This is a genomic window from Nocardioides sp. Leaf374 (assembly GCF_916862475.1).
Taxonomy (GTDB): domain Bacteria; phylum Actinomycetota; class Actinomycetes; order Propionibacteriales; family Nocardioidaceae; genus Nocardioides; species Nocardioides kribbensis.
Genome location: NZ_CAKASO010000007.1, coordinates 100,583 through 122,809 on the forward strand (window position 1 = coordinate 100,583; position 22,227 = coordinate 122,809).

At 74.0% G+C, this 22,227-nt stretch carries 17 protein-coding genes; 12 read left to right on the forward strand and 5 right to left on the reverse strand.

Going from position 1 to position 22,227, the window contains the following annotated elements; genetic code table 11:
• Positions 1-2 precede the first annotated feature (2 nt).
• The 3 genes from LPA27_RS05305 (at position 3) to LPA27_RS05315 (ending at position 5,567) form a co-directional block, all read left to right on the forward strand.
• A complete protein-coding gene (locus tag LPA27_RS05305) occupies positions 3-3,608 on the forward strand; it encodes an ATP-binding cassette domain-containing protein (RefSeq protein ID WP_228941760.1) in 3,606 nt (1,201 codons plus the stop codon).
• Positions 3,609-3,685: 77 nt separating this feature from the next.
• Positions 3,686-4,171 carry a hypothetical protein gene (locus tag LPA27_RS05310; RefSeq protein WP_228941761.1) on the forward strand — a complete coding sequence of 162 codons (486 nt, stop codon included), beginning with the start codon at positions 3,686-3,688 and terminating at the stop codon, positions 4,169-4,171.
• 130 nt (positions 4,172-4,301) lie between these two features.
• On the forward strand, positions 4,302-5,567 hold the full coding sequence (locus LPA27_RS05315; protein ID WP_056863855.1) for an MFS transporter: 1,266 nt from the start codon (positions 4,302-4,304) through the stop codon (positions 5,565-5,567).
• On the opposite strand, the gene LPA27_RS05320 is transcribed toward LPA27_RS05315, so the two are convergent.
• Positions 5,540-6,658 (reverse strand): GNAT family N-acetyltransferase, encoded by a 1,119-nt coding sequence (locus tag LPA27_RS05320; protein WP_228941762.1) that lies wholly within the window; start codon positions 6,656-6,658, stop codon positions 5,540-5,542. The two genes, LPA27_RS05315 and LPA27_RS05320, sit on opposite strands and share 28 nt — an antisense overlap.
• Before the next feature lie 90 nt (positions 6,659-6,748).
• On the opposite strand from LPA27_RS05320, the gene trpS reads away from it, so the two are divergent.
• The 4 genes from trpS to LPA27_RS05340 are packed head-to-tail and all read left to right on the forward strand — an operon-like array spanning position 6,749 to position 9,635.
• Positions 6,749-7,807 carry a tryptophan--tRNA ligase gene (trpS, locus tag LPA27_RS05325; protein ID WP_056863857.1) on the forward strand — a complete coding sequence of 353 codons (1,059 nt, stop codon included), beginning with the start codon at positions 6,749-6,751 and terminating at the stop codon, positions 7,805-7,807.
• Between the two features lie 9 nt (positions 7,808-7,816).
• Positions 7,817-8,344 carry a 2'-5' RNA ligase family protein gene (locus tag LPA27_RS05330; RefSeq protein WP_193661280.1) on the forward strand — a complete coding sequence of 176 codons (528 nt, stop codon included), beginning with the start codon at positions 7,817-7,819 and terminating at the stop codon, positions 8,342-8,344.
• Positions 8,344-9,411 carry a YihY/virulence factor BrkB family protein gene (locus LPA27_RS05335; RefSeq protein ID WP_228941763.1) on the forward strand — a complete coding sequence of 356 codons (1,068 nt, stop codon included), beginning with the start codon at positions 8,344-8,346 and terminating at the stop codon, positions 9,409-9,411. The genes LPA27_RS05330 and LPA27_RS05335 overlap by 1 nt, the downstream gene beginning before the upstream one ends.
• Positions 9,408-9,635 (forward strand): SCO4848 family membrane protein, encoded by a 228-nt coding sequence (locus LPA27_RS05340; protein ID WP_228941764.1) that lies wholly within the window; start codon positions 9,408-9,410, stop codon positions 9,633-9,635. The genes LPA27_RS05335 and LPA27_RS05340 overlap by 4 nt, the downstream gene beginning before the upstream one ends.
• Before the next feature lie 91 nt (positions 9,636-9,726).
• Here LPA27_RS05340 and LPA27_RS05345 read toward each other — a convergent pair whose 3' ends face one another.
• From LPA27_RS05345 to LPA27_RS05360, 4 genes are all read right to left on the reverse strand, one after another.
• Complete coding sequence (locus LPA27_RS05345) at positions 9,727-10,470, reverse strand: succinate dehydrogenase/fumarate reductase iron-sulfur subunit (protein WP_056863861.1); 744 nt, start codon at positions 10,468-10,470, stop codon at positions 9,727-9,729.
• On the reverse strand, positions 10,467-12,476 hold the full coding sequence (locus LPA27_RS05350; RefSeq protein WP_056863862.1) for a fumarate reductase/succinate dehydrogenase flavoprotein subunit: 2,010 nt from the start codon (positions 12,474-12,476) through the stop codon (positions 10,467-10,469). Before LPA27_RS05350 ends, LPA27_RS05345 begins: the two co-directional genes overlap by 4 nt.
• A 13-nt stretch (positions 12,477-12,489) precedes the next feature.
• Positions 12,490-13,188, reverse strand: coding sequence for a succinate dehydrogenase cytochrome b subunit (locus LPA27_RS05355; RefSeq protein WP_056863863.1), 699 nt, complete (start codon positions 13,186-13,188; stop codon positions 12,490-12,492).
• Between the two features lie 115 nt (positions 13,189-13,303).
• A complete protein-coding gene (locus LPA27_RS05360) occupies positions 13,304-14,377 on the reverse strand; it encodes a glycosyltransferase (protein ID WP_228941765.1) in 1,074 nt (357 codons plus the stop codon).
• Positions 14,378-14,515: 138 nt separating this feature from the next.
• Here LPA27_RS05360 and LPA27_RS05365 point away from each other — a divergent pair, with 138 nt between their 5' ends.
• From LPA27_RS05365 to LPA27_RS05385, 5 genes are all read left to right on the forward strand, one after another.
• Positions 14,516-16,366: a methylmalonyl-CoA mutase family protein gene (locus LPA27_RS05365; RefSeq protein ID WP_228941766.1), complete on the forward strand. Its 1,851-nt coding sequence runs from the start codon at positions 14,516-14,518 to the stop codon at positions 16,364-16,366.
• Positions 16,363-18,540, forward strand: coding sequence for a methylmalonyl-CoA mutase (gene scpA, locus LPA27_RS05370; protein ID WP_228941767.1), 2,178 nt, complete (start codon positions 16,363-16,365; stop codon positions 18,538-18,540). Before LPA27_RS05365 ends, scpA begins: the two co-directional genes overlap by 4 nt.
• Before the next feature lie 11 nt (positions 18,541-18,551).
• Positions 18,552-19,613: a methylmalonyl Co-A mutase-associated GTPase MeaB gene (gene meaB / locus LPA27_RS05375; RefSeq protein WP_228941768.1), complete on the forward strand. Its 1,062-nt coding sequence runs from the start codon at positions 18,552-18,554 to the stop codon at positions 19,611-19,613.
• A gap of 15 nt (positions 19,614-19,628) precedes the next feature.
• The gene (locus LPA27_RS05380; RefSeq protein WP_228941769.1) at positions 19,629-20,843 is read left to right on the forward strand and encodes an amidohydrolase; all 1,215 of its coding nucleotides are present in this window, start codon (positions 19,629-19,631) and stop codon (positions 20,841-20,843) included.
• Between the two features lie 110 nt (positions 20,844-20,953).
• On the forward strand, positions 20,954-22,060 hold the full coding sequence (locus LPA27_RS05385) for a BMP family lipoprotein (RefSeq protein WP_056903692.1): 1,107 nt from the start codon (positions 20,954-20,956) through the stop codon (positions 22,058-22,060).
• Positions 22,061-22,227: the final 167 nt, after the last annotated feature.

Consider the following 22,227-nt stretch of genomic DNA (forward strand, 5'->3'; position numbering starts at 1 on the left):
CGATGACCAGGACCAGCCTCGCCGAGCGCGACACCGCCACCCCGTCCGCACCGACGAGGCCCTCGACCTCCGACCCCGCCCGCCGCGTCGACTGGCGTCGTCTGCGGGGCCCGGTCGCCGCCGTGGCCCTGACCGCCTCGGTCCTGGCGGCCCTCGGCCAGACCCTCGGCACCGTGGTGGCCGGTCGGCTCGCCGCCGACCCCGTCGTCGCCCTCGTGGGGGCGCTGGCGCTCTGCGTGGTCGGCGCGGCCCTGCTCGACGCCGTCGGGCGCACCCTGTGGGCCGGGGTGGTCGACCGCGCCGAGGGCGCGCTGCGCGCCGACCTGCTCGACGCGGCGCTGCACCAGCCGCTGGCCCTGCTCTCGGAGCAGGCGGTCGGCGAGGTGCTCGACCGCGTCGACGACGACACCCACGAGGTCGGCACCCTCGTGCGCCGCCAGGTGTGGGACGCGCTGCAGACCGCCTTCGGCGTGGTGCCGCTGTGGGTCGTGGCCGGGCTCACCTGGTGGCCCGCCTGGCTGCTCTTCCCGCTCTTCGCGGTGGCCGCCGTGCTCGTGGTCCGTCCGCTGCTGCCCGAGGTCTCGCGGCGCAAGGTCGTCGAGGAGATCGCGTGGACCGACCAGGCCGCGGCGATGGAGGAGGGCGTCGCCGGGCGCGACGACCTGCGCACCAGCCTGGGCCAGGCCCATGTCGTGCGCCGCTGCGCCGAGCTCTCGGCACGGGTGCACGAGCGCCTCGACCGGGTGCTCCAGGTGGAGACCCGCGTGGCCCGGCGCGCCGGCGTCCTGCTGCACGCCCTGCTCGCCGCCACGGGCGTGGTGGGCGTGGCCCTGGTGGTCGACGGCGGGCTGTCGGTCGCCAGCCTCGTCACCCTCTTCCTGGTCACGACCCGCTTCACCGGTCAGATCGCCACCCTGGCCCAGCACCTGCCCGACCTCCAGGCCGGACTCGGCGCCCTGATGCGGCTGCGCCAGCTGCTCGACACCGAGCCGGAGCCGGTCGGCGGCGCCCCGGTGCCGACCGGGCGCCTCGACCTCGAGCTGCGCGACCTGCACTTCTCCTACGCCGAGGGCTCCTTCGCCCTGCGCGAGGTCGACCTGCGCGTGCCGGCGGGCCGCACGTGCGCCCTGGTGGGGCGCACCGGCTCGGGCAAGTCGACGCTGGCGGCGCTCGTCTCGCGCGCGGTCGACCCCGAGCCGGGCACGGTCCTGCTCGGGGGTGTCGACGTGCTCGACCTCGACCTCCAGCAGCTGCGCGCCGCGGTCGGCGTGGTCACCCAGCGCACCGAGATCCTGGCCGGCACCCTGGCCCAGAACGTCGCGCTCTTCTCCGACGTGCCCCGCGCGCGCATCGAGGCGGCGATCGCCGAGCTGGGCCTCGAGCCGTGGGTCGCGGGGCTGCCCGACGGTCTCGACACCGCGCTGGGACCCGGCGGCACGACCCTGTCGGCGGGGGAGGAGCAGCTGGTCGCCTTCGCCCGGCTGCTCGTGCGCGACGTGGCCGTGGTCGTGCTCGACGAGGCCACCGCCCGCATGGACCCGCTCACCGAGTCGCTCGTCGTCCGGGCCGCCGACCGGCTGCTGGCCGACCGCACGGGCCTGCTCGTCGCCCACCGTCTCTCCACCACCGCCCGCGCCGACCTCGTGGCCGTGCTGGAGGCGGGCCGCGTGGTCGAGCAGGGCCCCCGCGCCGTGCTGGCCGCCGGCCCGGGTCGCTTCCGTACCCTGCTCGACGCCGGCGGCGAGGACGCCCTGCAGTCGGGGCAGCCGGGGCAGCCGGGGCAGCCGGAGCAGCCGGAGCAGCCGGGTGGGCCGGGAGAGGCGGGCACGTCGGGGGAGGCGGTGCCGCCGGTCGCGACCGCGGTGGGCGGGCGTCGGCGCAGCGGCCCTCCGCCCGCGCTGCCCGAGGTCGGGGGCGGGCGCAGCCTGGCCGGCGGCATCAGGCACGCCCTGGCGATCCGGCCCGCGTGGGGCCTGGTCGGTGCGGCCCTCTTCCTGCTGGCCTCCCTGACGGGGGCCTACGGTGCGGCCACCGGCTTCGTGTGGGGCCGCCTGGTCCAGGGCCTCGAGCAGGGCGACGCGACGACGGGCACGACCGTGGGCCTGACGGTGGTGCTCGTGGCGGCCCTCATGGTCGCGCCGCTCATGCTGGCCGAGGCCTTCCGCCGCTACCCCCGCTGGTGGATCGAGGTCATGCTCCGGGTGCGCATGGCGGTGCTGGTCGGGCAGACCGGCCAGGAGCGCCTCACCCGCACCCCGCCCGGGGAGGTGGTGGCCCGCGCCATGGACGCCGACCGTTTCGCGCGCTACGCCGACCGGTGGGTCGACTTCGTCAACGGCCTGATCATCATCGTCGTCACCACCCTGCTCTCCGGCAGCCTGCTGGCGGGCGCGGTGCTGCTCGCGGTGATGGTGGCCTCGGCGCTGGCCTCCTCGGTCGGCCGCCCGATCGCCGGGCGCTCGGCGGCCGCGTCCTCGGCGGCGCGGGCCCGCTTCGGCCGCTCCCTGGTCTCGGCCCTGGAGTCGAGCCGCACGGTCAAGCTCGCCGCGGCGACCCCGGCCGTGCACGCCCACCTGCGCCACGTCGACGGCGGACGCGTCGAGGCGGCGGTGCGCGAGCACCGGGTGCAGGCCGTGCTCGACGGCGTGCCGGTGGTCATGGTGCAGTGCGGCGTCGTGGCCGCCTGGGCCGTGCTCGTCGCGGGTGGCTGGGACCTCGCCACCGCACTGCTGGTCGCCAACGCCGTCAACGGCTTCGACTGGTTCGGCCGGGTGGCCGGGTCGGTCATCACCGAGGCCCCCGGCACCCGGGCCTGGCAGCAGGCGACCAGCCGGCTCGCCGGCGGCGTCGACCTGATGGACCTGCCCCCCGGCGTCGACCTCGTCGCCGGTGCCGCTCCCGAGCCCGCCCCCAGCGACCGCGTGCCACTGCGCCGTCTCGAGCTGCGCGGCGTCGACGCCGTGCACGACGACGGCACCCGGGGCGTCGTGGGGGTCGACCTGACCGTCGAGGCCGGCGAGCTGGTGCTGGTGCTCGGGCAGGTGGGCTCGGGCAAGTCCAGCCTGCTCGCCGCGCTGGCCGGGCTCGTCTCCCACACCGGGTCGATCCGGTGGAACGACGTGGAGGTCGACGACCCGCAGCTGTTCCTGCGACCGGGGCAGGTCGCGCACGTCGCCCAGGTGCCGCGGGTGCTCTCGGGCACCTTCGACGACAACGTGCGGCTGGGCCACGCCCGCGGTCTCGACCGCGCCGTCGTCGACGCGCGGCTGCAGGCCGACGTCGACGAGGCCGGCGGCCCGCACGCCGTGGTCGGCCACCGCGGGGTGCGCCTCTCCGGCGGTCAGGTCCAGCGCCTGGCCCTGGCCCGGGCGCTGGCCGCCGACACCGAGCTGCTGCTGGCCGACGACGTCTCCAGCGCCCTCGACGCCGCCACCGAGATCGAGCTGTGGACCGCCCTGCGCGGTCGCGGCACGACCGTGCTGGGCGCCACGTCCAAGCAGGCCGCCCTGGCCGAGGCCGACCGCGTGGTCGTGCTGCTCGACGGGGAGGTGGCCGAGGTGGGCCCGTGGCGCGAGCTGTCGTCGCGCTGGGCCCACCTGGCCGGCTGAACGGGCGGCGGCCGGCTGGGTCCCCGCAGGTCTGGCACGCTGGTGGCTCCGCCCGTCCCGCCCGTCGAGGAGCCCCCGTGCGTCGTACCGTCCGCGCAGCCGACCGTCTGCCCAGCCGTGTGCCCAGCCGTCTGCCCAGCCGCCTGCCCAGCCGTCTGCCCGCCCTCCTGGCCGGCTGCGTGCTCGCGGCCTCGCTGACCGCCTGCTCCGAGGAGCAGGTGCGCGACGCGGCCTCCGACGCCGCGGGCGACGCCGCCTGCTCGGTGGCGCGGGAGGCGATGGGGCAGGTCGCCGACCAGGCCGGTGCGGTGGCCGACCGGATCGGCGCCGACCCCGCCGCCGCCGAGCGGGAGCTGACGGCGCTGCGCGACACCCTCGCCGCGGCCGAGGACAACCTCGGCGGGGAGACCAGGGCGCGCCTGGAGGAGGCCCGCGCGGCCCTCGACGGGCTGGCCGCCGAGGCCGAGCAGCACGCCGAGGGCACGCCCGTGGACCGCGCCGCGGTGCAGCGCGAGCGTGAGCGGCTCAGCGAGGCCGTCCAGGGGCTGCGCGAGGTCTGCTGAGGCCGCGGACGCCTCCCGGCGTGAGACCTCTCACGATCCGCGGCGATCGGCGTCCCAGGAATAGCCGCGGGCGCCGCCGGGGTTGGAGCATGGAGTCACCCCCGACTTGGATCGATCGAAGGCTCTCCCCATGACGACCCCCGCTCCCGCCCCCGAGCGCACCGGCGCCCACCCGCGCTACGCGCTGGCCGTGCTGGCGCTGGCCCTCGGCGGCTTCGCGATCGGCACGACCGAGTTCGTGACCATGGGCCTGCTGCCCCAGATCGCGGAGGGTATCGGCGTCTCCGAGCCCACCGCGGGCCACGTGATCTCCGCCTACGCCCTGGGCGTGGTCGCCGGGGTGCCGGTCCTGTCGTTCTTCGCCGCGCGGCTGCCCCGGCGCGGCCTGCTGGTGGGACTGATGGGCGCCTACGCCCTCTTCAACGTGCTCAGCGCCCTCGCGACCGGCTACGGCATGCTCACCGCCGCCCGCTTCCTCGACGGTCTGCCCCACGGCGCCTACTTCGGCGTCGCCTCGCTGGTCGCGGCCGAGCTCGCGGCCCCCGACAAGCGCGGCCGGGCGGTGGCCGCGGTGATGCTGGGCCTCTCGGTGGCCAACGTGGTGGGCGTGCCCGCCGCGACCTTCGTGGGGCAGAACCTCGGCTGGCGCGCGGCCTACGTCGGCACCGCGGTCATCGCCGCCCTCACCATGGCCCTCGTCCTGGCCTTCGTGCCCTCCCGCCCGGGCGACCCGGAGGCCACCGGCGCCAAGGAGGCGCGCGAGTTCTTCGGATCCAGCCAGGTCTGGCTGACCATGGCGGCCGGGGCGATCGGCTTCGGCGGCATGTTCGCGGTCTACTCCTACATCGCCACCACCGTGACCGACGTCGCGATGCTCGGCTCGGGCACCGTGCCGGTCTTCCTGCTGGCCTTCGGCCTCGGCATGGTCGCCGGCACCTGGGTGGCGGGCGAGCTGGCCTCGTGGTCGGTGTTCCGCTCGCTGATCGTCTCGGGCGTCGGCTCGGGCGTGCTGATGCTGGCCTTCTGGGCCGTGGCCCCCTACGGGTGGTTCCTGCTGCCCGTGGTCTTCCTCATCACCGCCGTCGGCTCGATCCTCGTCGTCAACCTCCAGCTGCGGCTCATGGACGTGGCCGGCGACGCCGTCACCCTGGGCGCGGCGATGAACCACGCGGCCCTCAACGCCGCCAACGCCCTGGGCGCCTGGCTGGGCGGCGTGGTCATCGCGGCCGGCTACGGCTACCGCGCGCCCGCGCTGGTCGGTGCGGCGCTCTCGGTGCTGGGCGTGGCGATCCTGCTGCTCGCCTCCTGGCACGACAAGCGCGGCGCGCGCCGCACCCCCGTCGACGTGGGTGCCGGCGAGGAGCGCTCCTACGCCCCGGTGTCGAGCCGGTCGTAGAGGACGAGGTCGGCCCGGCCGTCGCGCACGAGGGCGCCGAGCCGCTCGACGCCGTAGGCGGTGAACCCGGCCCGCTCGATCACCCGCCGCGAGGCGGTGTTGCCGGCGGCCGCGCCGCAGCTGATCCGGCGCACCACCAGGTCGTCGAAGGCGTGACGCGCCACGGCGCGCAGCGCCCGGGTCGCGACGCCCTGGCCGCGGGCGTCGGGGTGGGTCCAGTAGCCGATCTCGCAGGTGACGTACGGCGTGAGCCCGAACCACCCGACCGAGGCCAGTGCGCGGTCGGGCGCGCCGGGGTCGACCACGGCCCAGTTCACCGCGCTGCCGGTGGCGAGCCGCTCGGTGACGTCCTCGAGCCAGGCCCGCGCGTCCCGGTCGGTGTAGGGCGCGGGCAGCTGCCCGAGCCAACGCTGGCTCTCGGGGTCGCTGCACGCCTCGACGACCCGCGCGACGTCGGTGTCGCGCCACGGCCGCAGCAGCAGCCCGTCGGCCTCCAGCGTCGGCACCTCCAGCCAGCGGGTGCGCGGCCGGCGCGGGTCGGTGCTGCGCAGCGTGCCGACCCAGGCGTCGTGGAGCTCGCCGCGCTGGGGCAGCCACGCCCGCAGCGAGCCGTCGACCTCGAAGCCCAGGCGCCACGCGGTCTTGCGCGAGGCCCAGTTGCCGCGCTCGGCCCACCAGACGACCGTGCGCAGGCCCTGCTGCTCGAAGCCCCAGTCGAGGAGCACCCGCAGCGCCTGCTTGACGGCTCCTGTGCCGCGCACCCACGGGTGGGCGGCGTAGGCGATCTCGGCGCGGTCGCTGCCCTCCGGGCGCAGCGACGCGCTGCCGGCGTACCTGCCGTCGACCTCGACGACGAAGCCCCACTCGCTGCCGTCGGCCCAGCCGGCGGGCATGACGCGGCCCACGAAGTCCTCGGCCATCTCGCGGGTGTAGGGCACCGGCACGGTGGTCCAGCGCTGGGTGAGGGGGTCCTGGCACTGCTCGAGGCAGCCCTGGGCGTCCTCGGGGCGGTGGCCTCGCAGCACCACGGTCCGGCCGCCCTCGTGCGAGGTGAGGACGGGGGCGGCGCTCGGCGATGGTGGCGGGGTCATGGCGCGCACCCTGCCAAGCGGGCCGGTGCTCGGGCAACCGGGTTGTGGGGCCGGGGGAGGACCCGGGCCGGCGTCGGGGAGAATGGGCCCATGCCCGCCACGACCGAGCCGGACGTCGCCGTCCCCAGCGCCCCCACCGGGGGCGCGCGCCCCCGGGTCCTCTCCGGGATCCAGCCGACCGCCGACTCCTTCCACTTCGGCAACTACCTCGGCGCGACCCGGCAGTGGGTCGACCTCCAGCGCGACCACCAGCCGTTCTTCTTCATCGCCGACCTGCACGCGATCACCGTCGAGCAGGACCCCAAGGTGCTGCGCGAGCGCTGCCTGCGCGCCGCGGCCCAGCTGCTGGCGATGGGCGTCGACCCGGCCCGCTCGGCGATCTTCGTGCAGAGCCAGGTGCCCGAGCACGCCCAGCTCGGCTGGGTGCTGCAGTGCCTCACCGGCTTCGGCGAGGCGCGGCGCATGACGCAGTTCAAGGACAAGTCGGCCAAGGCGGGGGAGGGGGCCGCGTCGGTCGGCCTGTTCACCTACCCCGTGCTCCAGGCCGCCGACATCCTGCTCTACCGCCCCCACTACGTGCCGGTGGGCGAGGACCAGCGCCAGCACCTCGAGCTGACCCGCGACCTCGCGCAGCGCTTCAACCACCGCTACAAGAAGACCTTCCGGCTGCCCGAGCCCTACATCCTCAAGGCCACGGCCAAGATCGCCGACCTGCAGGACCCCACCGCGAAGATGTCGAAGTCGGCGTCCTCGCCGGCCGGCATCGTGGAGATGCTCGACGACCCCAGGGTGAGTGCGAAGAAGATCCGCTCGGCCGTGACCGACTCCGGCTCCGAGGTCCGCTTCGACCCCGAGGAGAAGGCCGGCGTCAGCAACCTGCTCACGATCTACTCCGCCCTCACCGGCGAGGCGGTCTCGGCCCTGGAGGAGCAGTACGCCGGGCGCGGCTACGGCGACCTCAAGAAGGACCTGGCCGAGGTGGTGGTCGACTTCGTGACGCCCTTCCGCGAGCGCACCCTGGAGCTGCTCGACGACCAGGCCCACCTCAGCGCCGTGCTCGAGCAGGGCCGCCAGCAGGCGGCGGAGGTCGCCGAGGCGACCCTGCGCGACGTCTACCAGCGGGTCGGGTTCGTCGCCCCGTCCCGCTAGGGTCGCACCGTGATCACGATCGGCGTGGCGGTGGCGATCCCGGAGCCCTGGGCCAGCGAGCTCCAGGACTACCGGGCCTCCGTCGGTGACGCCACCGCGGCCATGATTCCGACCCACATCACGCTCGTGCCGCCGACCGACATCGTCGACGGCGAGCTCGAGCAGGTCTCCGACCACCTGCGCTCGGTGGCCGACGGTCTCGACGGCTTCCGGGTGCACCTGCGCGGCACGGGCACCTTCCGCCCCGTCTCGCCGGTCGTGTTCGTGATGCTCGCCGAGGGGATCTCGCAGTGTGAGCAGCTGGCCGAGGCCGTGCGCCGGGGGCCGCTCGACGTCGACCTGAGCTTCCCCTACCACCCCCACGTCACGGTCGCCCACCACCTCGACGACGAGCGGCTCGACCGCGCCTTCGCCGAGCTCGCCGACTTCGAGTGCACCTTCGACGTGACCGACTTCCACCTCTACGTCCACGACGAGGCCCACGGCTGGCGCCCGCGCCACGAGTTCGTGCTCGGCGCCGGCGCGCAGGCCCGCTGATGGCCTCCGTCGTGCAGCGGGCCCAGGACGCCCTGCGAGGGCTGCGCCGGCGGCGCCCGGGCGTCGACCACGTCCTGCTCATGCAGGAGCACTACGGCGCGGTCAAGGCCGGCCAGCAGGCCGGCGCCGTCACGTACTTCGGGTTCCTCTCGGTCTTCCCGATCCTGGCCCTGGCCCTCTTCGTCGTCGGCTACGTCTCCCAGGTCTATCCCGGGGCCAACCAGGACCTGCGCGAGGCGATCGACCAGCTGCTGCCCGGGCTGATCGGCCAGGACGAGGGCCAGGTCTCGCTGGCCGACATCCGCACCTTCTCCGGCTGGGCCGCCGTCATCGGCCTGGCGGGCGTCCTCTACTCGGGCCTCGCGTGGCTCTCCGCCCTGCGCGACGCCCTCCTGGTCGTCTTCGAGACCCCCACCCGCGAGCTGCCCAACTTCGTGGTCGGCAAGCTGCGCGACCTCGTGACCCTGGTGGTGCTGGGGTCGGTGCTCCTGCTCTCGGTGGCCGTGGCCGGCCTGGTGAGCGCGTTCTCGACCGTCATCCTCGACGCCCTCGGCCTGGGCGAGGAGCTGTCGTGGCTGGTGCGGCTGCTCACGGTGGTCTTCGGCCTGGCCGCCAACACGGTGCTGTTCTACGCGATGTTCCGGCTGCTGGCCGAGCCCCACGTGCCCGCCCGCTCGCTGTGGCAGGGGGCGCTGCTCGGCGCCGTGGTCTTCGAGGCCCTCAAGCAGCTCTCCGGGGTGCTGCTCGCCGCCACGCGCGAGCAGCCGGCGGCCCAGGCCTTCGGGATCGCGCTGATCCTGCTGGTGTGGATCAACTACTTCTCCCGCCTCGTGCTCTACGCCGCGGCCTTCGCCTTCACCACGCGCGCCGCGCGCGCCGCCCGGGTCGCCGAGCCGGCCGACCCGGTGCAGGGCCCGCCGCTGGCGTCCGGGGGAGCGCTCGACGGCACCGCCCGCGCCGCCGGTGAGGCGGCGGGCTCGCGGGTCCGGCCCTTCGTGGCCGGGGCCGCCACCGGCGCGGCGGCGCTCGCCGTCGTGCTCAGGACGACCAAGGGGGAGGACCGATGAGGTTCGAGCGCAAGCACGCCTGGCTGCTGCTGGGGGTGGCGGTGTGGAACGTCGTGACCTACGCGATGTTCACCCGCAACCTGTGGTCGGCGCACGCCTCGGGGGAGGACCGCCCGACCGGCTACTGGGTGGCCCACACCGTGCTGATCGTGGTCAACCTGGTCATCGCCGTCGTGCTGGGCCGCCTCGGCCTGAAGGCGCTGCGGGCCCGCGCCCAGGACTGACCGGCAGGACGGCACCCGCCCACGACGAAGGGCCCCGACCGCTCGCGGTCGGGGCCCTTCGTGTGGTGGTGCGGGGGACTGGGTGACGCTCTCAGTGGCCGTTGCGGATCGCCGTGCGCAGGTCGCGGTTGAGCTGGGAGATCACGTCGAGCGGGATCTCCTTGGGGCACGCCGCGGTGCACTCGCCGATGTTGGTGCAGCCGCCGAAGCCCTCGTGGTCGTGCTGGGCGACCATGTTGACCACGCGCTCGTCGCGCTCGGGCTGGCCCTGGGGGAGTCGGCCGAGGTGGGTGATCTTGGCGCCCATGAAGAGCGAGGCCGACCCGTTGGGGCAGGCGGCGACGCAGGCGCCGCAACCGATGCAGGTGGCGACGTTGAAGGCCTTGAGCGCGTCGGCCTGCGGCACCGGGGTGGCGTGGGCGTCGGGCGCGGCGCCGGTGTTGACCGACACGTAGCCGCCGGCCTGGATGATCCGGTCGAAGGCCGAGCGGTCGACGATCAGGTCCTTGATCACCGGGAAGGCGCTGGCACGCCAGGGCTCGATGGTGATCTCCTGGCCGTCCTTGAAGGACCGCATGTGCAGCTGGCAGGTCGTGGTGACCTCGGGGCCGTGGGCCTGACCGTCGATCATCAGGTCGCACGAGCCGCAGATGCCCTCACGGCAGTCGTGGTCGAAGGCGACCGGGTCCTCGCCCTGCTCGTTGAGCTGCTCGTTGAGCACGTCGAGCATCTCCAGGAAGCTCATGTCCTCGGAGATGTCCTGCACGTGGTACTGGTGCATGGCGCCGGCGGCGGTGGGGTTGGCCTGCCGCCAGATGTTGAGGGTCAGGTTCACTTGTAGCTCCGCTGCTTCATCTCGATGGCCGTGTAGAGAAGGTCTTCCTTGTGCAGCACCGGCTGGCCGGCGTCGCCGCCGAACTCCCAGGCCGCGACGTAGGCGAACTCGTCGTCGTGGCGCAGCGCCTCGCCCTCGTCGGTCTGCGACTCGGCGCGGAAGTGGCCGCCGCAGGACTCGCGGCGGTTGAGGGCGTCGATGCACATGAGCTCGCCGAGCTCGATGAAGTCGGCGACGCGGCCGGCCTTCTCGAGGCTCTGGTTGAGGCTGTCGGCGGTGCCGAGGACCTTGAGGTTGCTCCAGAAGTCGGCCTTGAGCTCGCGGATCATGTCGATCGCCTTGCGCAGCCCGGGCTCGGAGCGCTCCATGCCGCAGTACTCCCACATGATGTGGCCCAGCTCCTTGTGGTAGCTGTCGGCCGAGCGGGTGCCCTGGATGGAGAGCAGCTTCGCGATCCGGTCCTCGACGGACTTCTTGGCCTCGGCCACCGCCGGGTGCGACTCGTCGATCGGCGCGAAGGGCGCGTGGGCGAGGTAGTCGCGGATGGTGTTGGGCAGCACGAAGTAGCCGTCGGCCAGGCCCTGCATCAGCGCCGAGGCGCCGAGGCGGTTGGCGCCGTGGTCGGAGAAGTTGGCCTCGCCGGTGACGAAGAGCCCCTCGAGGTTGGACTGGAGGTCGTAGTCGACCCACAGACCGCCCATGACGTAGTGCACGGCGGGGTAGATCCGCATCGGGACCTCGTAGGGGTTCTCACCCGTGATCCGCTCGTACATGTCGAAGAGGTTGTCGTACTTGGCCTCGATGCCGTCCTTGCCCAGGCGCGCGATGGCGTCGGAGAAGTCGAGGTAGACGCCGCGGCGGAAGTCGCCGACCATCGGGCCGACGCCGCGGCCCTCGTCGCAGACGTTCTTGGCCTGGCGCGAGGCGATGTCGCGGGGCACGAGGTTGCCGAAGGAGGGGTAGATCCGCTCGAGGTAGTAGTCGCGGTCCTCCTCGGGGATGTCGCGGGGGTCCTTGTCGCAGTCCTCGGCCTTCTTGGGCACCCAGATGCGGCCGTCGTTACGCAGCGACTCCGACATCAGGGTCAGCTTCGACTGGTGCTCGCCCGAGACCGGGATGCAGGTCGGGTGGATCTGGGTGTAGCAGGGGTTGGCCATGTAGGCGCCCTTGCGGTGGGCCCGCCACGTCGCGGTGACGTTGCAGCCCATGGCGTTGGTGGAGAGGAAGAAGACGTTGCCGTAGCCGCCGGAGGCGAGCACGACCGCGTCGGCGAGGTGGGTCTCGATCTCGCCGGTGGCCATGTCGCGGGCGATGATGCCGCGGGCCTTGCCGTCGACCATGACCAGCTCGAGCATCTCGTGGCGGGTGAAGGTGGTGACGGTGCCGGCGGCGACCTGGCGCTCCAGGGCCTGGTAGGCGCCGATGAGCAGCTGCTGGCCGGTCTGGCCGCGGGCGTAGAAGGTGCGCGAGACCTGCACGCCGCCGAAGGAGCGGTTGTCGAGCAGGCCGCCGTACTCACGGGCGAAGGGCACGCCCTGGGCGACGCACTGATCGATGATGTTGGTGCTGACCTCGGCCAGGCGGTAGACGTTCGACTCGCGCGAGCGGTAGTCGCCGCCCTTGACGGTGTCGTAGAAGAGGCGGTGGACGGAGTCGCCGTCCTCCTTGTAGTTCTTCGCGGCGTTGATGCCGCCCTGCGCGGCGATGGAGTGCGCCCGGCGCGGGGAGTCCTGGTAGCAGAAGGACTTCACGTTGTAGCCGGCCTCGCCGAGCGTGGCCGCGGCCGCGCCGCCGGCGAGCCCGGTGCCGACGATGATGATGTTGAGCTTGCGCCGGTTCGCGGGGTTGACCAGCGCGTTGGAGAACTTGCGGTTGGTCCAGCGCATCGCGATGGGGCCGGTCGGGGCCTTCTCGTCGACGAGCGGCGCACCGGGCGTGTAGTAGCCGTGGGCGTCGTCGGACTGCTGCTGCGACGGCTGGTTGAGGTACGTGTCGGTGGTTGCCATGGAGGGGCTCCCTTTACTCGATGACGCCGAAGAGGGTGAACAGGGGGACCAGCGAGAATCCGCCGGCGACGACCACGGCGACGACCCAGCCGGCCAGGCGTGCCCGGGAGCGGGCGGCGACGGTCTGGGTGAAGCCGAGGGTCTGCATCGCGCTGAAGGTGCCGTGGTGCAGGTGCATCGCCAGCGCGGCCATCGCGACCAGGTAGATGAGCGTCATCCACCACAGGTCGAAGGTGTCGACCATCAGCTGGTAGGGGTTGTTGGTCTCCCCGCCGGCCGGGTTGATCTTGACGATCGAGAAGTTCAGCAGGTGCCACACGAGGAACGCCAGGATCGTCAGGCCGCCCCACCGCATGGTCCGCGAGGACAGCGAGGAGTTGCGGCGCTTGGCGACCTGGTACTTCACCGGCCGGGCGTCGCTGGCGCGCTTCCACAGCGCGAACGCCGAGGCCACGTGGACCACGAGCGCCGCGATGAGGCCGAGACGCAGGATCCACAGCAGGCCGCTCTCGGGGAGCAGGGGCTCCCCGATGGTGCGCAGGTGCTCGGCGTACTCGTTGAACGACTCCTCGCCACCGAAGGCCTTGAGGTTGCCGTACATGTGCGCGAGGACGAATCCGATGAACACCAGCCCGCTGGCGGCCATCAGGATCTTCAGCGTGATCGTCGAGCGCGAAGCGCGCGCTCCTCTGACGAGAGTCGGGGTTGCCACGTCACAAACGCTACCCCCCATCTGGGGGGTGAGTTCCATCGTGGCGTGTGACATATCCCCCGTCGACGGGACTCGCCGCCGCTCAGGACCGGCTCAGGCGCCGCTCAGGGCCGGTTCAGACCCCGTGCGCGGGGCGGGCGCCCGCGTGACCCCGGGCCAGGCGGTCCAGGTGGCCGAGGAGCTCGTCGGCGGCGTCGGTCCACGAGCGGTCGAGCGCGAGCTCGCGGCCCCGGTGACCGAGCAGGGCGCGCCGCGGGTCGGCGGCCACCGCCGCCACCGCGCGGGCCAGGGCCCCGGGACGGTCGGGGTCGTAGAGCAGGCCGGTCTCCAGCGGCAGCACGAGGTCGCGGGCGCCCCCGCTGCGCGGCGCCACCAGGGGCAGCGCGCTCGCGGCGCCCTCGCGCAGCGCGTGGCAGCAGGTCTCCTCCTCGCCGGGGTGCACCAGGACGTCGAGGGAGGCCAGCGCCACGGTGAGGTCGCCGGTCGACAGCGCGCCGGTGACCTTGGCCGCGGGCAGTCGCTCGCGCAGCCAGTCCTCCTGCGGCCCGGTGCCGATGACGACGGGGCGGATGCCCGGCACGTCGGCCAGCTCGGCCAGCCGCCGCACCCCGTGGCGCTTGTGCAGGCTGCCGACGTAGCCGACCACCACCAGGGGACCGCGGGCCGAGCGCGCCCGCGCCCAGTGGTCGTGCAGCCACGGGTCGCGCAGGGCCGGGGTGTAGGCGCGGGCGTCGACCCCCGGCAGCCACGTGCCGGCGGCGACGCCGAGGGAGGAGAAGCGGTCGGCCAGCCAGGGGGCGGTGACGACGAGGTGGTCGGTGCGCTCGGCGACCGTGCTGCGCCAGCGCTCCCAGGTCAGGTCGCGCGGCGGGGCCTGCTGCACGACCAGGGAGGGCACGCCGGTGCGGTGGGTGTGCTTGAGCGCCTTGCGGCCGATCGTGCCCGGCCCCGTGACCTGCACGACGTCGGGCGCGAACGCGTCGAGGGCGGCCCGGACCTGGCCGCCCGGCCTGGTCAGCGCGCTGATGCGCACGACCCGGGCGCCGCGGTAGGTGGTGAGCCCCGGCCCGCTCGCGACCACCACCACCTGGTGGCCACGGTCGACCAGACGGTCGACCACCGCCCTGACCGTCGTGGTGGTGCCGTCGACGGCGGGCAGGAAGGACTCGGAGACCACGGCGATCCGCATGCGCCCACGGTGGGCCCGCCGGACGACGGCACCGCGACGGGCGCGCGGCCTGACGGTGAACACCGCCCCGGGGACGGGTCGGGGTCGAAAAGGTCACACTCGGTGGCCGCCGTCACGTCGCGTCCCTAGGGTGCCGCCATGACTGAAGTCGAAGGCGGTCTCGAGGAGCCCGCGGAGCTCGAGCCCGAGCAGGGCGCGCTCGACCTGGCCGACGCCGGCGACCGGTGGGACCGCGCCGACTGGGAGAGGGCCGCGGCCGGCGTGCTGCGCAAGGCGCGTCGCCTCGGCGAGGACGACCCCGACGCGCTCGTGTGGGAGCGGCTGACCCGCACCACCCTCGACGACATCGCGGTCACCCCGCTCGGCACCTCCGACCTGCTCGAGGGGCTCCGGACCGAGGGCCGCCCGCAGCGCGCCGGGGACTGGGACGTGCGCGCCCACCTCGACCTGCCCGCCGGCGCCGACGCCAGGGCGGCCAACGAGACCCTCCTGGTCGACCTCGAGGGAGGCGTGACCTCGCTGTGGCTGTGCGCGGCGCCCGACGCCGATCTCGCCACCGCCCTCGACGGCGTGCTGCTCGACCTCGCGCCCGTCGTGCTGGAGGCCCGCGGCGACGCGGCGGCGCAGCAGGCGCTGGCCGAGGGCTTCCTCGCCCACGCCGGCGAGCGCGACCTCGCCGTGGGCACCAACCTCGGCGCCGACCCCCTCGGCGCGGCCCTGCGCCACGGCACCGGCCCGGGCGCCGGCCCAGCCGGCGAGGTGGACCTCGCCCCCCTGGTCGCCGTGGCCCGTGCCGCCCACGAGCGCGGGCTGCTCGGCGTGGTCGTCGACGCCACCGCCGTCCACGACCGCGGCGCCTCCGACGCCCAGGAGCTCGGCTGGTCGATGGCCGTGGCCGCGGCCTACCTGCGGGCCCTCACCGGGGCGGGCCTCACCGTCGCCGAGGCCGCCGGCCTGCTCGAGGTGCGCTACGCCGCCACCGACGACCAGTTCGCCACCATCGCCAAGCTGCGCGCGGCCCGCCGGCTCTGGGCGCGGGTGCTGGAGCTCAGCGGCGTCACCGACGAGGAGCGGGTGCGGCTGGCCCAGCGCCAGCACGTCGTGACCAGCCGGCCGATGATGAGCCGCTACGACCCCTACGTGAACATGCTGCGCACCACGGTGGCGGCGTTCGCCGCGGGCGTCGGCGGGGCCGAGGCCGTCACCGTGCTGCCCTTCGACAGCCCGTTGGGCCGCCCCGAGGCGCTGGGCCGCCGGATCGCCCGCAACACCTCCGCGCTGCTCGTCGACGAGGCCCACGTCGCCCACGTCGCCGACCCCGCCGGCGGCTCCTACGCCGTGGAGAAGCTCACCGACGACCTCGCCGTCGCCGGCTGGGCCGAGCTCGGCCGCACCGAGGAGGTCGGCGGCGCGGCGGCCGCCCTGGCCGACGGCTCGCTGCTGGCCCGCGTGGCACGGACCGTCGAGCGCCGCGACGACGAGGTCGCCCGCCGCCGGCGACCCCTCACCGGGCTCACCGAGTTCCCCCAGGTCGACGAGGTCCTGCCCGAGCGCGAGCCGGTCACCCCCGACTCCGCGTCGGGCTGGGTCGGCGTGCGCCCCTACGGCGCGGCCTTCGAGGCGCTGCGCGACGACCCGCCGACGGCCCGGGCCTTCCTGGCGACCCTCGGGTCGGTGGCCTCGCACACCGCGCGGGCGACCTTCGCCACCAACCTGCTCGCCGCGGGCGGTGTCGGCGTCGACGTCGCCGGGGCCACCGCCGACGTCGATGCGCTGCTCTCGGCGTACGACGGGCAGCGGGTGGCGGTGCTCGCCGGCAGCGACGCGACCTACGCCGCCTGGGGCACCGCCGCGGCCCGCGCCCTGCGCGAGGCCGGCGCGCGCCACGTCGTGGTGGCCGGCAAGCCCCTCGACGGCACCGACGACGCCTGCGCGCTCGGTGTCGACGCCCTGTCCTTCCTGACCCGCACGAGGGAGCACCTCGCATGACCGTCCCGAAGAGCTTCGCCGGCCTGCCGCTCGAGGCCCGCGGCACCACGAGCGCGCCGCGGCCCGAGGCGCGGCCCTGGACCGCGCCCGAGGGCATCGAGATCCGGTCGCAGTACACCGAGGCCGACCTCGAGGGCCTCGACGCCCTCGACACCTACCCCGGGCTGAGCCCGTTCCTGCGCGGGCCCTACCCGACGATGTACACCACCCAGCCCTGGACCGTGCGCCAGTACGCCGGCTTCTCGACCGCCGAGGAGTCCAACGCGTTCTACCGGCGCAACCTGGCGGCCGGCCAGAAGGGCCTCTCCGTCGCCTTCGACCTGGCCACCCACCGCGGCTACGACTCCGACCACCCGCGCGTGCGCGGCGACGTGGGCATGGCGGGCGTGGCCATCGACTCCATCTACGACACCCGCACCCTCTTCGACGGCATCCCGCTCGACGAGATGTCGGTGTCGATGACCATGAACGGCGCCGTCCTGCCCGTGCTGGCGCTCTACATCGCCGCCGCCGAGGAGCAGGGGGTGGCGCCGGAGCAGCTCGCGGGGACCATCCAGAACGACATCCTCAAGGAGTTCATGGTCCGCAACACCTACATCTACCCGCCGGCACCCTCGATGCGGATCATCTCCGACATCTTCAGCTACACCTCGGCGCGCATGCCGCGCTTCAACTCGATCTCGATCTCCGGCTACCACATCCAGGAGGCCGGGGCGACCGCCGACCTCGAGCTGGCCTACACCCTCGCCGACGGCGTCGAGTACATCCGCGCCGGGCTCGGCACCGGCATGACCATCGACCAGTTCGCGCCGCGGCTGTCGTTCTTCTGGGCCATCGGGATGAACTTCTCGATGGAGGTGGCCAAGCTGCGCGCGGCCCGCGCCCTGTGGGCGCGGCTGGTGCGGCAGTTCGACCCGCAGAACCCCAAGTCGCTCAGCCTGCGCACCCACAGCCAGACCAGCGGCTGGTCGCTCACCGCCCAGGACGTCTTCAACAACGTCCAGCGCACCTGCATCGAGGCGATGGCCGCCACCCAGGGCCACACCCAATCGCTGCACACCAACGCCCTCGACGAGGCGATCGCGCTGCCCACCGACTTCTCGGCCCGCATCGCGCGCAACACCCAGCTGCTGCTGCAGCAGGAGAGCGGTACGACGGGCACGATCGACCCCTGGGCGGGCTCCTACTACATCGAGCGGCTCACCCACGACCTGGCCGAGAAGGCGTGGGCCCACATCCAGGAGGCCGAGCGCGCCGGGGGCATGGCGAAGGCCATCGAGCAGGGCATCCCCAAGATGCGCATCGAGGAGGCGGCCGCCCGCACGCAGGCGCGCATCGACTCCGGGGCGCAGAAGGTCATCGGCGTCAACACCTACCGCCTGGCCGCGGAGGACAGGCTCGACGTGCTGCGCGTCGACAACGACGACGTCTACCGCCAGCAGATCGCCAAGCTCGAGCGGCTGCGCGCCGAGCGCGACGACCGGGAGGTCGAGCGCACCCTCGCGGCGCTGACCCGCTCGGCCGAGCAGGGCCCGGCCACCGACGGCTCCCTCGACGGCAACCTGCTCGCGCTGGCCGTCGACGCCGCGCGCGCGAAGGCCACCGTCGGGGAGATCTCCGACGCGCTGGAGAAGGTCTACGGGCGCCACCAGGCGGTCATCCGTACGATCTCCGGCGTGTTCAGGGACGAGTCGGGCAGCGGCGACGGGCCGGGCGCCGGCAAGGTGCAGCAGGTGCTCGACGCCACCGCCGACTTCGAGGAGGCCGAGGGTCGCCGCCCGCGCATCCTGGTGGCCAAGATGGGCCAGGACGGTCACGACCGCGGCCAGAAGGTGATCGTCTCGGCCTTCGCCGACATGGGCTTCGACGTCGACGTGGGGCCGCTGTTCTCCACGCCCGAGGAGGTCGCCCAGCAGGCCGTGGACGCCGACGTGCACATCGTCGGCGTCAGCTCGCTGGCCGCCGGCCACCTCACCCTGCTCCCGGCGCTGCGCGAGGCGCTGGCCGAGCAGGGCCGGCCCGACATCATGGTGGTGATCGGGGGCGTGATCCCGCCCGACGACGTGCCCACGCTGCAGGAGATGGGCGCGGCCGCGGTCTTCCTGCCCGGCACCGTCATCGCCGAGTCGGCCCTCGACCTGCTGGCCCGGCTGCGCGAGCAGCTGGGCCACTGAGGCCGGGCCCCGTGCCCGTCGACGTCGAAGCCCTCGTCGAGGGCGTCCGCGCCCAGCGGCGCGCCGCGGTGTCGCAGGCGATCACGCTGGTCGAGAGCTCGCGCCCGCAGCACCGCCGCCAGGCGCGCGAGCTGCTGACCGCGCTGGCCGGGGGCTCCGGCGGCCCGGCGGGCGGCGCCGCGGCGGGCGTGGTGCGGGTGGGCGTCTCCGGGGTGCCCGGCGTCGGCAAGTCGACCTTCATCGAGGCGCTCGGCACCCGGCTGACCGCCGCCGGCCACCGCGTCGGCGTGCTCGCCGTCGACCCGTCCTCGGTGCGCACGGGCGGCTCGGTGCTCGGCGACAAGACCCGGATGGGGCGCCTGGCCACCGACCCGGCCGCCTTCATCCGGCCCTCGCCCTCGGCGGGCACCCTCGGCGGCGTCGCCCAGGCCACGGTGCAGGCCATGGCGGTGCTGGAGGCCGCCGGCCACGACGTGGTGCTGGTCGAGACCGTCGGCGTGGGGCAGTCGGAGGTCACCGTGGCCGGCATGGTCGACACGTTCCTCTTCCTCACCCTCGCCCGCACCGGCGACCAGCTCCAGGGCATCAAGAAGGGGATCCTCGAGATCGCCGACGTCATCGCGGTCAACAAGGCCGACGGCGACCGCGAGCAGGAGGCCCGCGCCGCCGCCCGCGACCTCGCCGGCGCGCTGCGCATGGTGCGCGGCGCGGGGGAGTGGGCCCCACCGGTGGTGACCTGCTCGGCGCTGGAGGGCACCGGCGTCGACGACCTGTGGGAGCGGGTGCTGGGCCACCGCGCGCACCTCGGCGAGGCGGGGCTGGCGGCCAAGCGCGCCGAGCAGCAGCTCGACTTCACCTGGGCGATGGTGCGCGACGAGCTCGACCAGCGGCTGCGGCTCTCGCCCGGCGTGCGCGCCCTCCGCGCCGAGGTCCGCGCCCAGGTGCTCGCGGGCGAGCTGCCCGCCACCGTGGCCGCCGACCGGCTGCTCGCGGCGTACGACGGCGACCGCGACGACCGGCACGACGACCGGCACGGGTCGGGCGGACACCCGCCGGGCGCCGACGCCCGGTGAACTAGCCTGCACCCGATGTCCTCCGACGGCCCCACTGCTCCCACGACCGCGTCAGCGGTGATCGCCGCCTCCGTCGCCGCCCACAGTGACGCGCTCGTCGCCCTGCGCCGCGACCTGCACGCCCACCCCGAGCTGTCGTGGGCCGAGACGCGCACGACGGAGGTCGTCGCGGCGCGGGTCGCGGCCGCCGGCTGGGAGGTCGAGCTGCTGCCGCAGACCGGCCTGGTCGCCGAGCTCGGGCCCGACGACGGGGAGCCCGCGGTCGGCCTGCGCGCCGACCTCGACGCGCTGCCCGTGCAGGAGGACACCGGCCACGACTGGGCCAGCACGACACCGGGCGTGGCCCACGCCTGCGGCCACGACGTGCACACGACCTCGCTGGTCGGCGCCGCGCTCGCGCTGGCCGAGGTGCACCGGGCGGGGCTGCTGCCCGGACGGGTGAGGCTGTTCTTCCAGCCGGCCGAGGAGGTCATGCCCGGGGGAGCGCTGCACCTGATGAAGCTGGGCCGCCTCGACGGTCTCTCGCGCGCCTTCGCCCTGCATTGCGACCCCGCCGTCGACGTGGGGCAGGTCGGGCTGCGCCTCGGGGCGCTGACCAGTGCCACCGACAAGGTGGAGATCCGGCTGCGCGGCACCGGCGGGCACACCTCGCGCCCCCACCTGACCGGCGACCTGACCTTCGCCCTGGCCAAGATCGTCACCGAGCTGCCCGCGATCCTCTCCCGCCGCCTCGACCCGCGCGCCGGGGTCAGCGTGGTGTGGGGCATCGTCAACGCCGGCTCGGCCGCCAACGTCATCCCGGGGCGCGGCCTGGTGGCCGGCACCATCCGCATCCGCGACGCCGTGGCCTGGGCCGACTGCGAGAAGCTGGTGCGCGAGGTCGTCCACGACGTCGTGCGGCCCTACGGCGTCACCGCCGACCTCGACTACCAGCGGGGCGTGCCCCCGGTGGTCAACGAGGCCTCGGCCCACCACGTGCTCACCGGGGCGGTGCGCGACGTCCTCGGCCCCGAGGCCGAGGTGCTGGCGCCGCAGAGCCTGGGCGGCGAGGACTTCGGGTGGTACCTCGACCGCGTCCCGGGCGCCATGCTGCGCCTCGGCACGCGCACCCCGGGCGGGCCCACCTACGACCTGCACCAGGGCAACCTCCAGGTCGACGAGCGGGCGATCGGGGTCGGCGCGACGATGCTCGCGGAGGCCGCGGTGCGCAGCTTGGTCACCGACAGGTAACAACCTCACGAAATTCGGCTCGCGGGGCGCACAAGGCGTCCGGGCCCACCTAGGGTGACGCGATGTGCCCCGCGCTGCGGGGTGCCAGTCACGAACCCAGGAGGATCGCCGTGAAGAAGACGGCCCGAATCGCTGCGGTGGCCACCATGGTCGCCCTGTCCCTGTCCGCGTGCGGCGAGCGCGAGACCGACGCCGGCGAGGACCCCGCGTCGACGCCGTCCGAGAGCACCTCGGAGTCGGCCTCGGCCGACCCGAGCCAGCAGTTCCCCGACTTCAAGGCCTGCATGGTCTCCGACTCGGGCGGTTTCGACGACAAGTCGTTCAACCAGACCTCCCGCCAGGGCCTGCGCGACGCGGTCGAGGCCTACGGGATGCAGGAGGCCGACATCGAGTCGAACGACCCCTCCGAGTTCAACGACAACATCAACGAGCTGGTCAGCCAGGGCTGCAACTCGATCACCACGGTCGGCTTCCTCCTCGGCGACTCCACCCTGGCCGCCGCGAAGAAGAACAAGGACGTCGACTTCTCCATCGTCGACTTCGCCTACACCGACGACAAGGGCGACAACACCGCCCCGGCCAACGTCAAGGGCCTCACCTTCAACACCGCCGAGCCCTCCTTCCTGGCCGGCTACACCGCCGCGGCCTCCTCGGAGTCCGGCGTCGTCGGCACCTTCGGCGGCCTGAACATCCCCACGGTCACCATCTTCATGACCGGCTTCGTGCAGGGCGTCGAGCGCTACAACGAGGACACCGGCTCCGACGTGCAGGTCATCGGCTGGGACCCCGAGTCCGCCGAGGGCTCCTTCACCAACGACTTCGAGGACAAGAACCTCGGCCAGTCGACGGCCACGGAGATGATCAACCAGGGCGCCGACGTCATCTTCCCGGTCGCCGGACCCGCCGGCCTCGGTGGCCTGCAGGCCGCCCAGGACAACGACGTCAAGGCGATCTGGGTCGACACCGACGGCTGCGTCTCGGCCGAGGAGTACTGCGACGTGCTGCTGACCTCGGTCATGAAGGGCATGGACGTCGCCGTGCAGGACGCCGTGCTCGCCTCCGCCGAGGACGAGTTCTCCAACGAGGTCTACGTCGGCACGCTGGAGAACGAGGGCGTCAAGCTCGCCCCGTTCAGCGACGACGTCGACGAGGAGCTCCAGGCCACCATCGAGGACCTCAAGCAGCAGATCATCGACGGCGAGATCACCGTCGGCTGACACGCCGCCCCCGGCCGATCCGGCCGACCGGCACCAGCAGCACAGCACTAGCACCAGCACAGCACAGCAGCACCTCCGACAGGTCGGGGCGGGGACCCCGCCCCGACCTGTCGGGTCTAGGGTCGTCCCCCGGCCATCTCGGGGGAGCGGCCGACGTACGTCGTGAG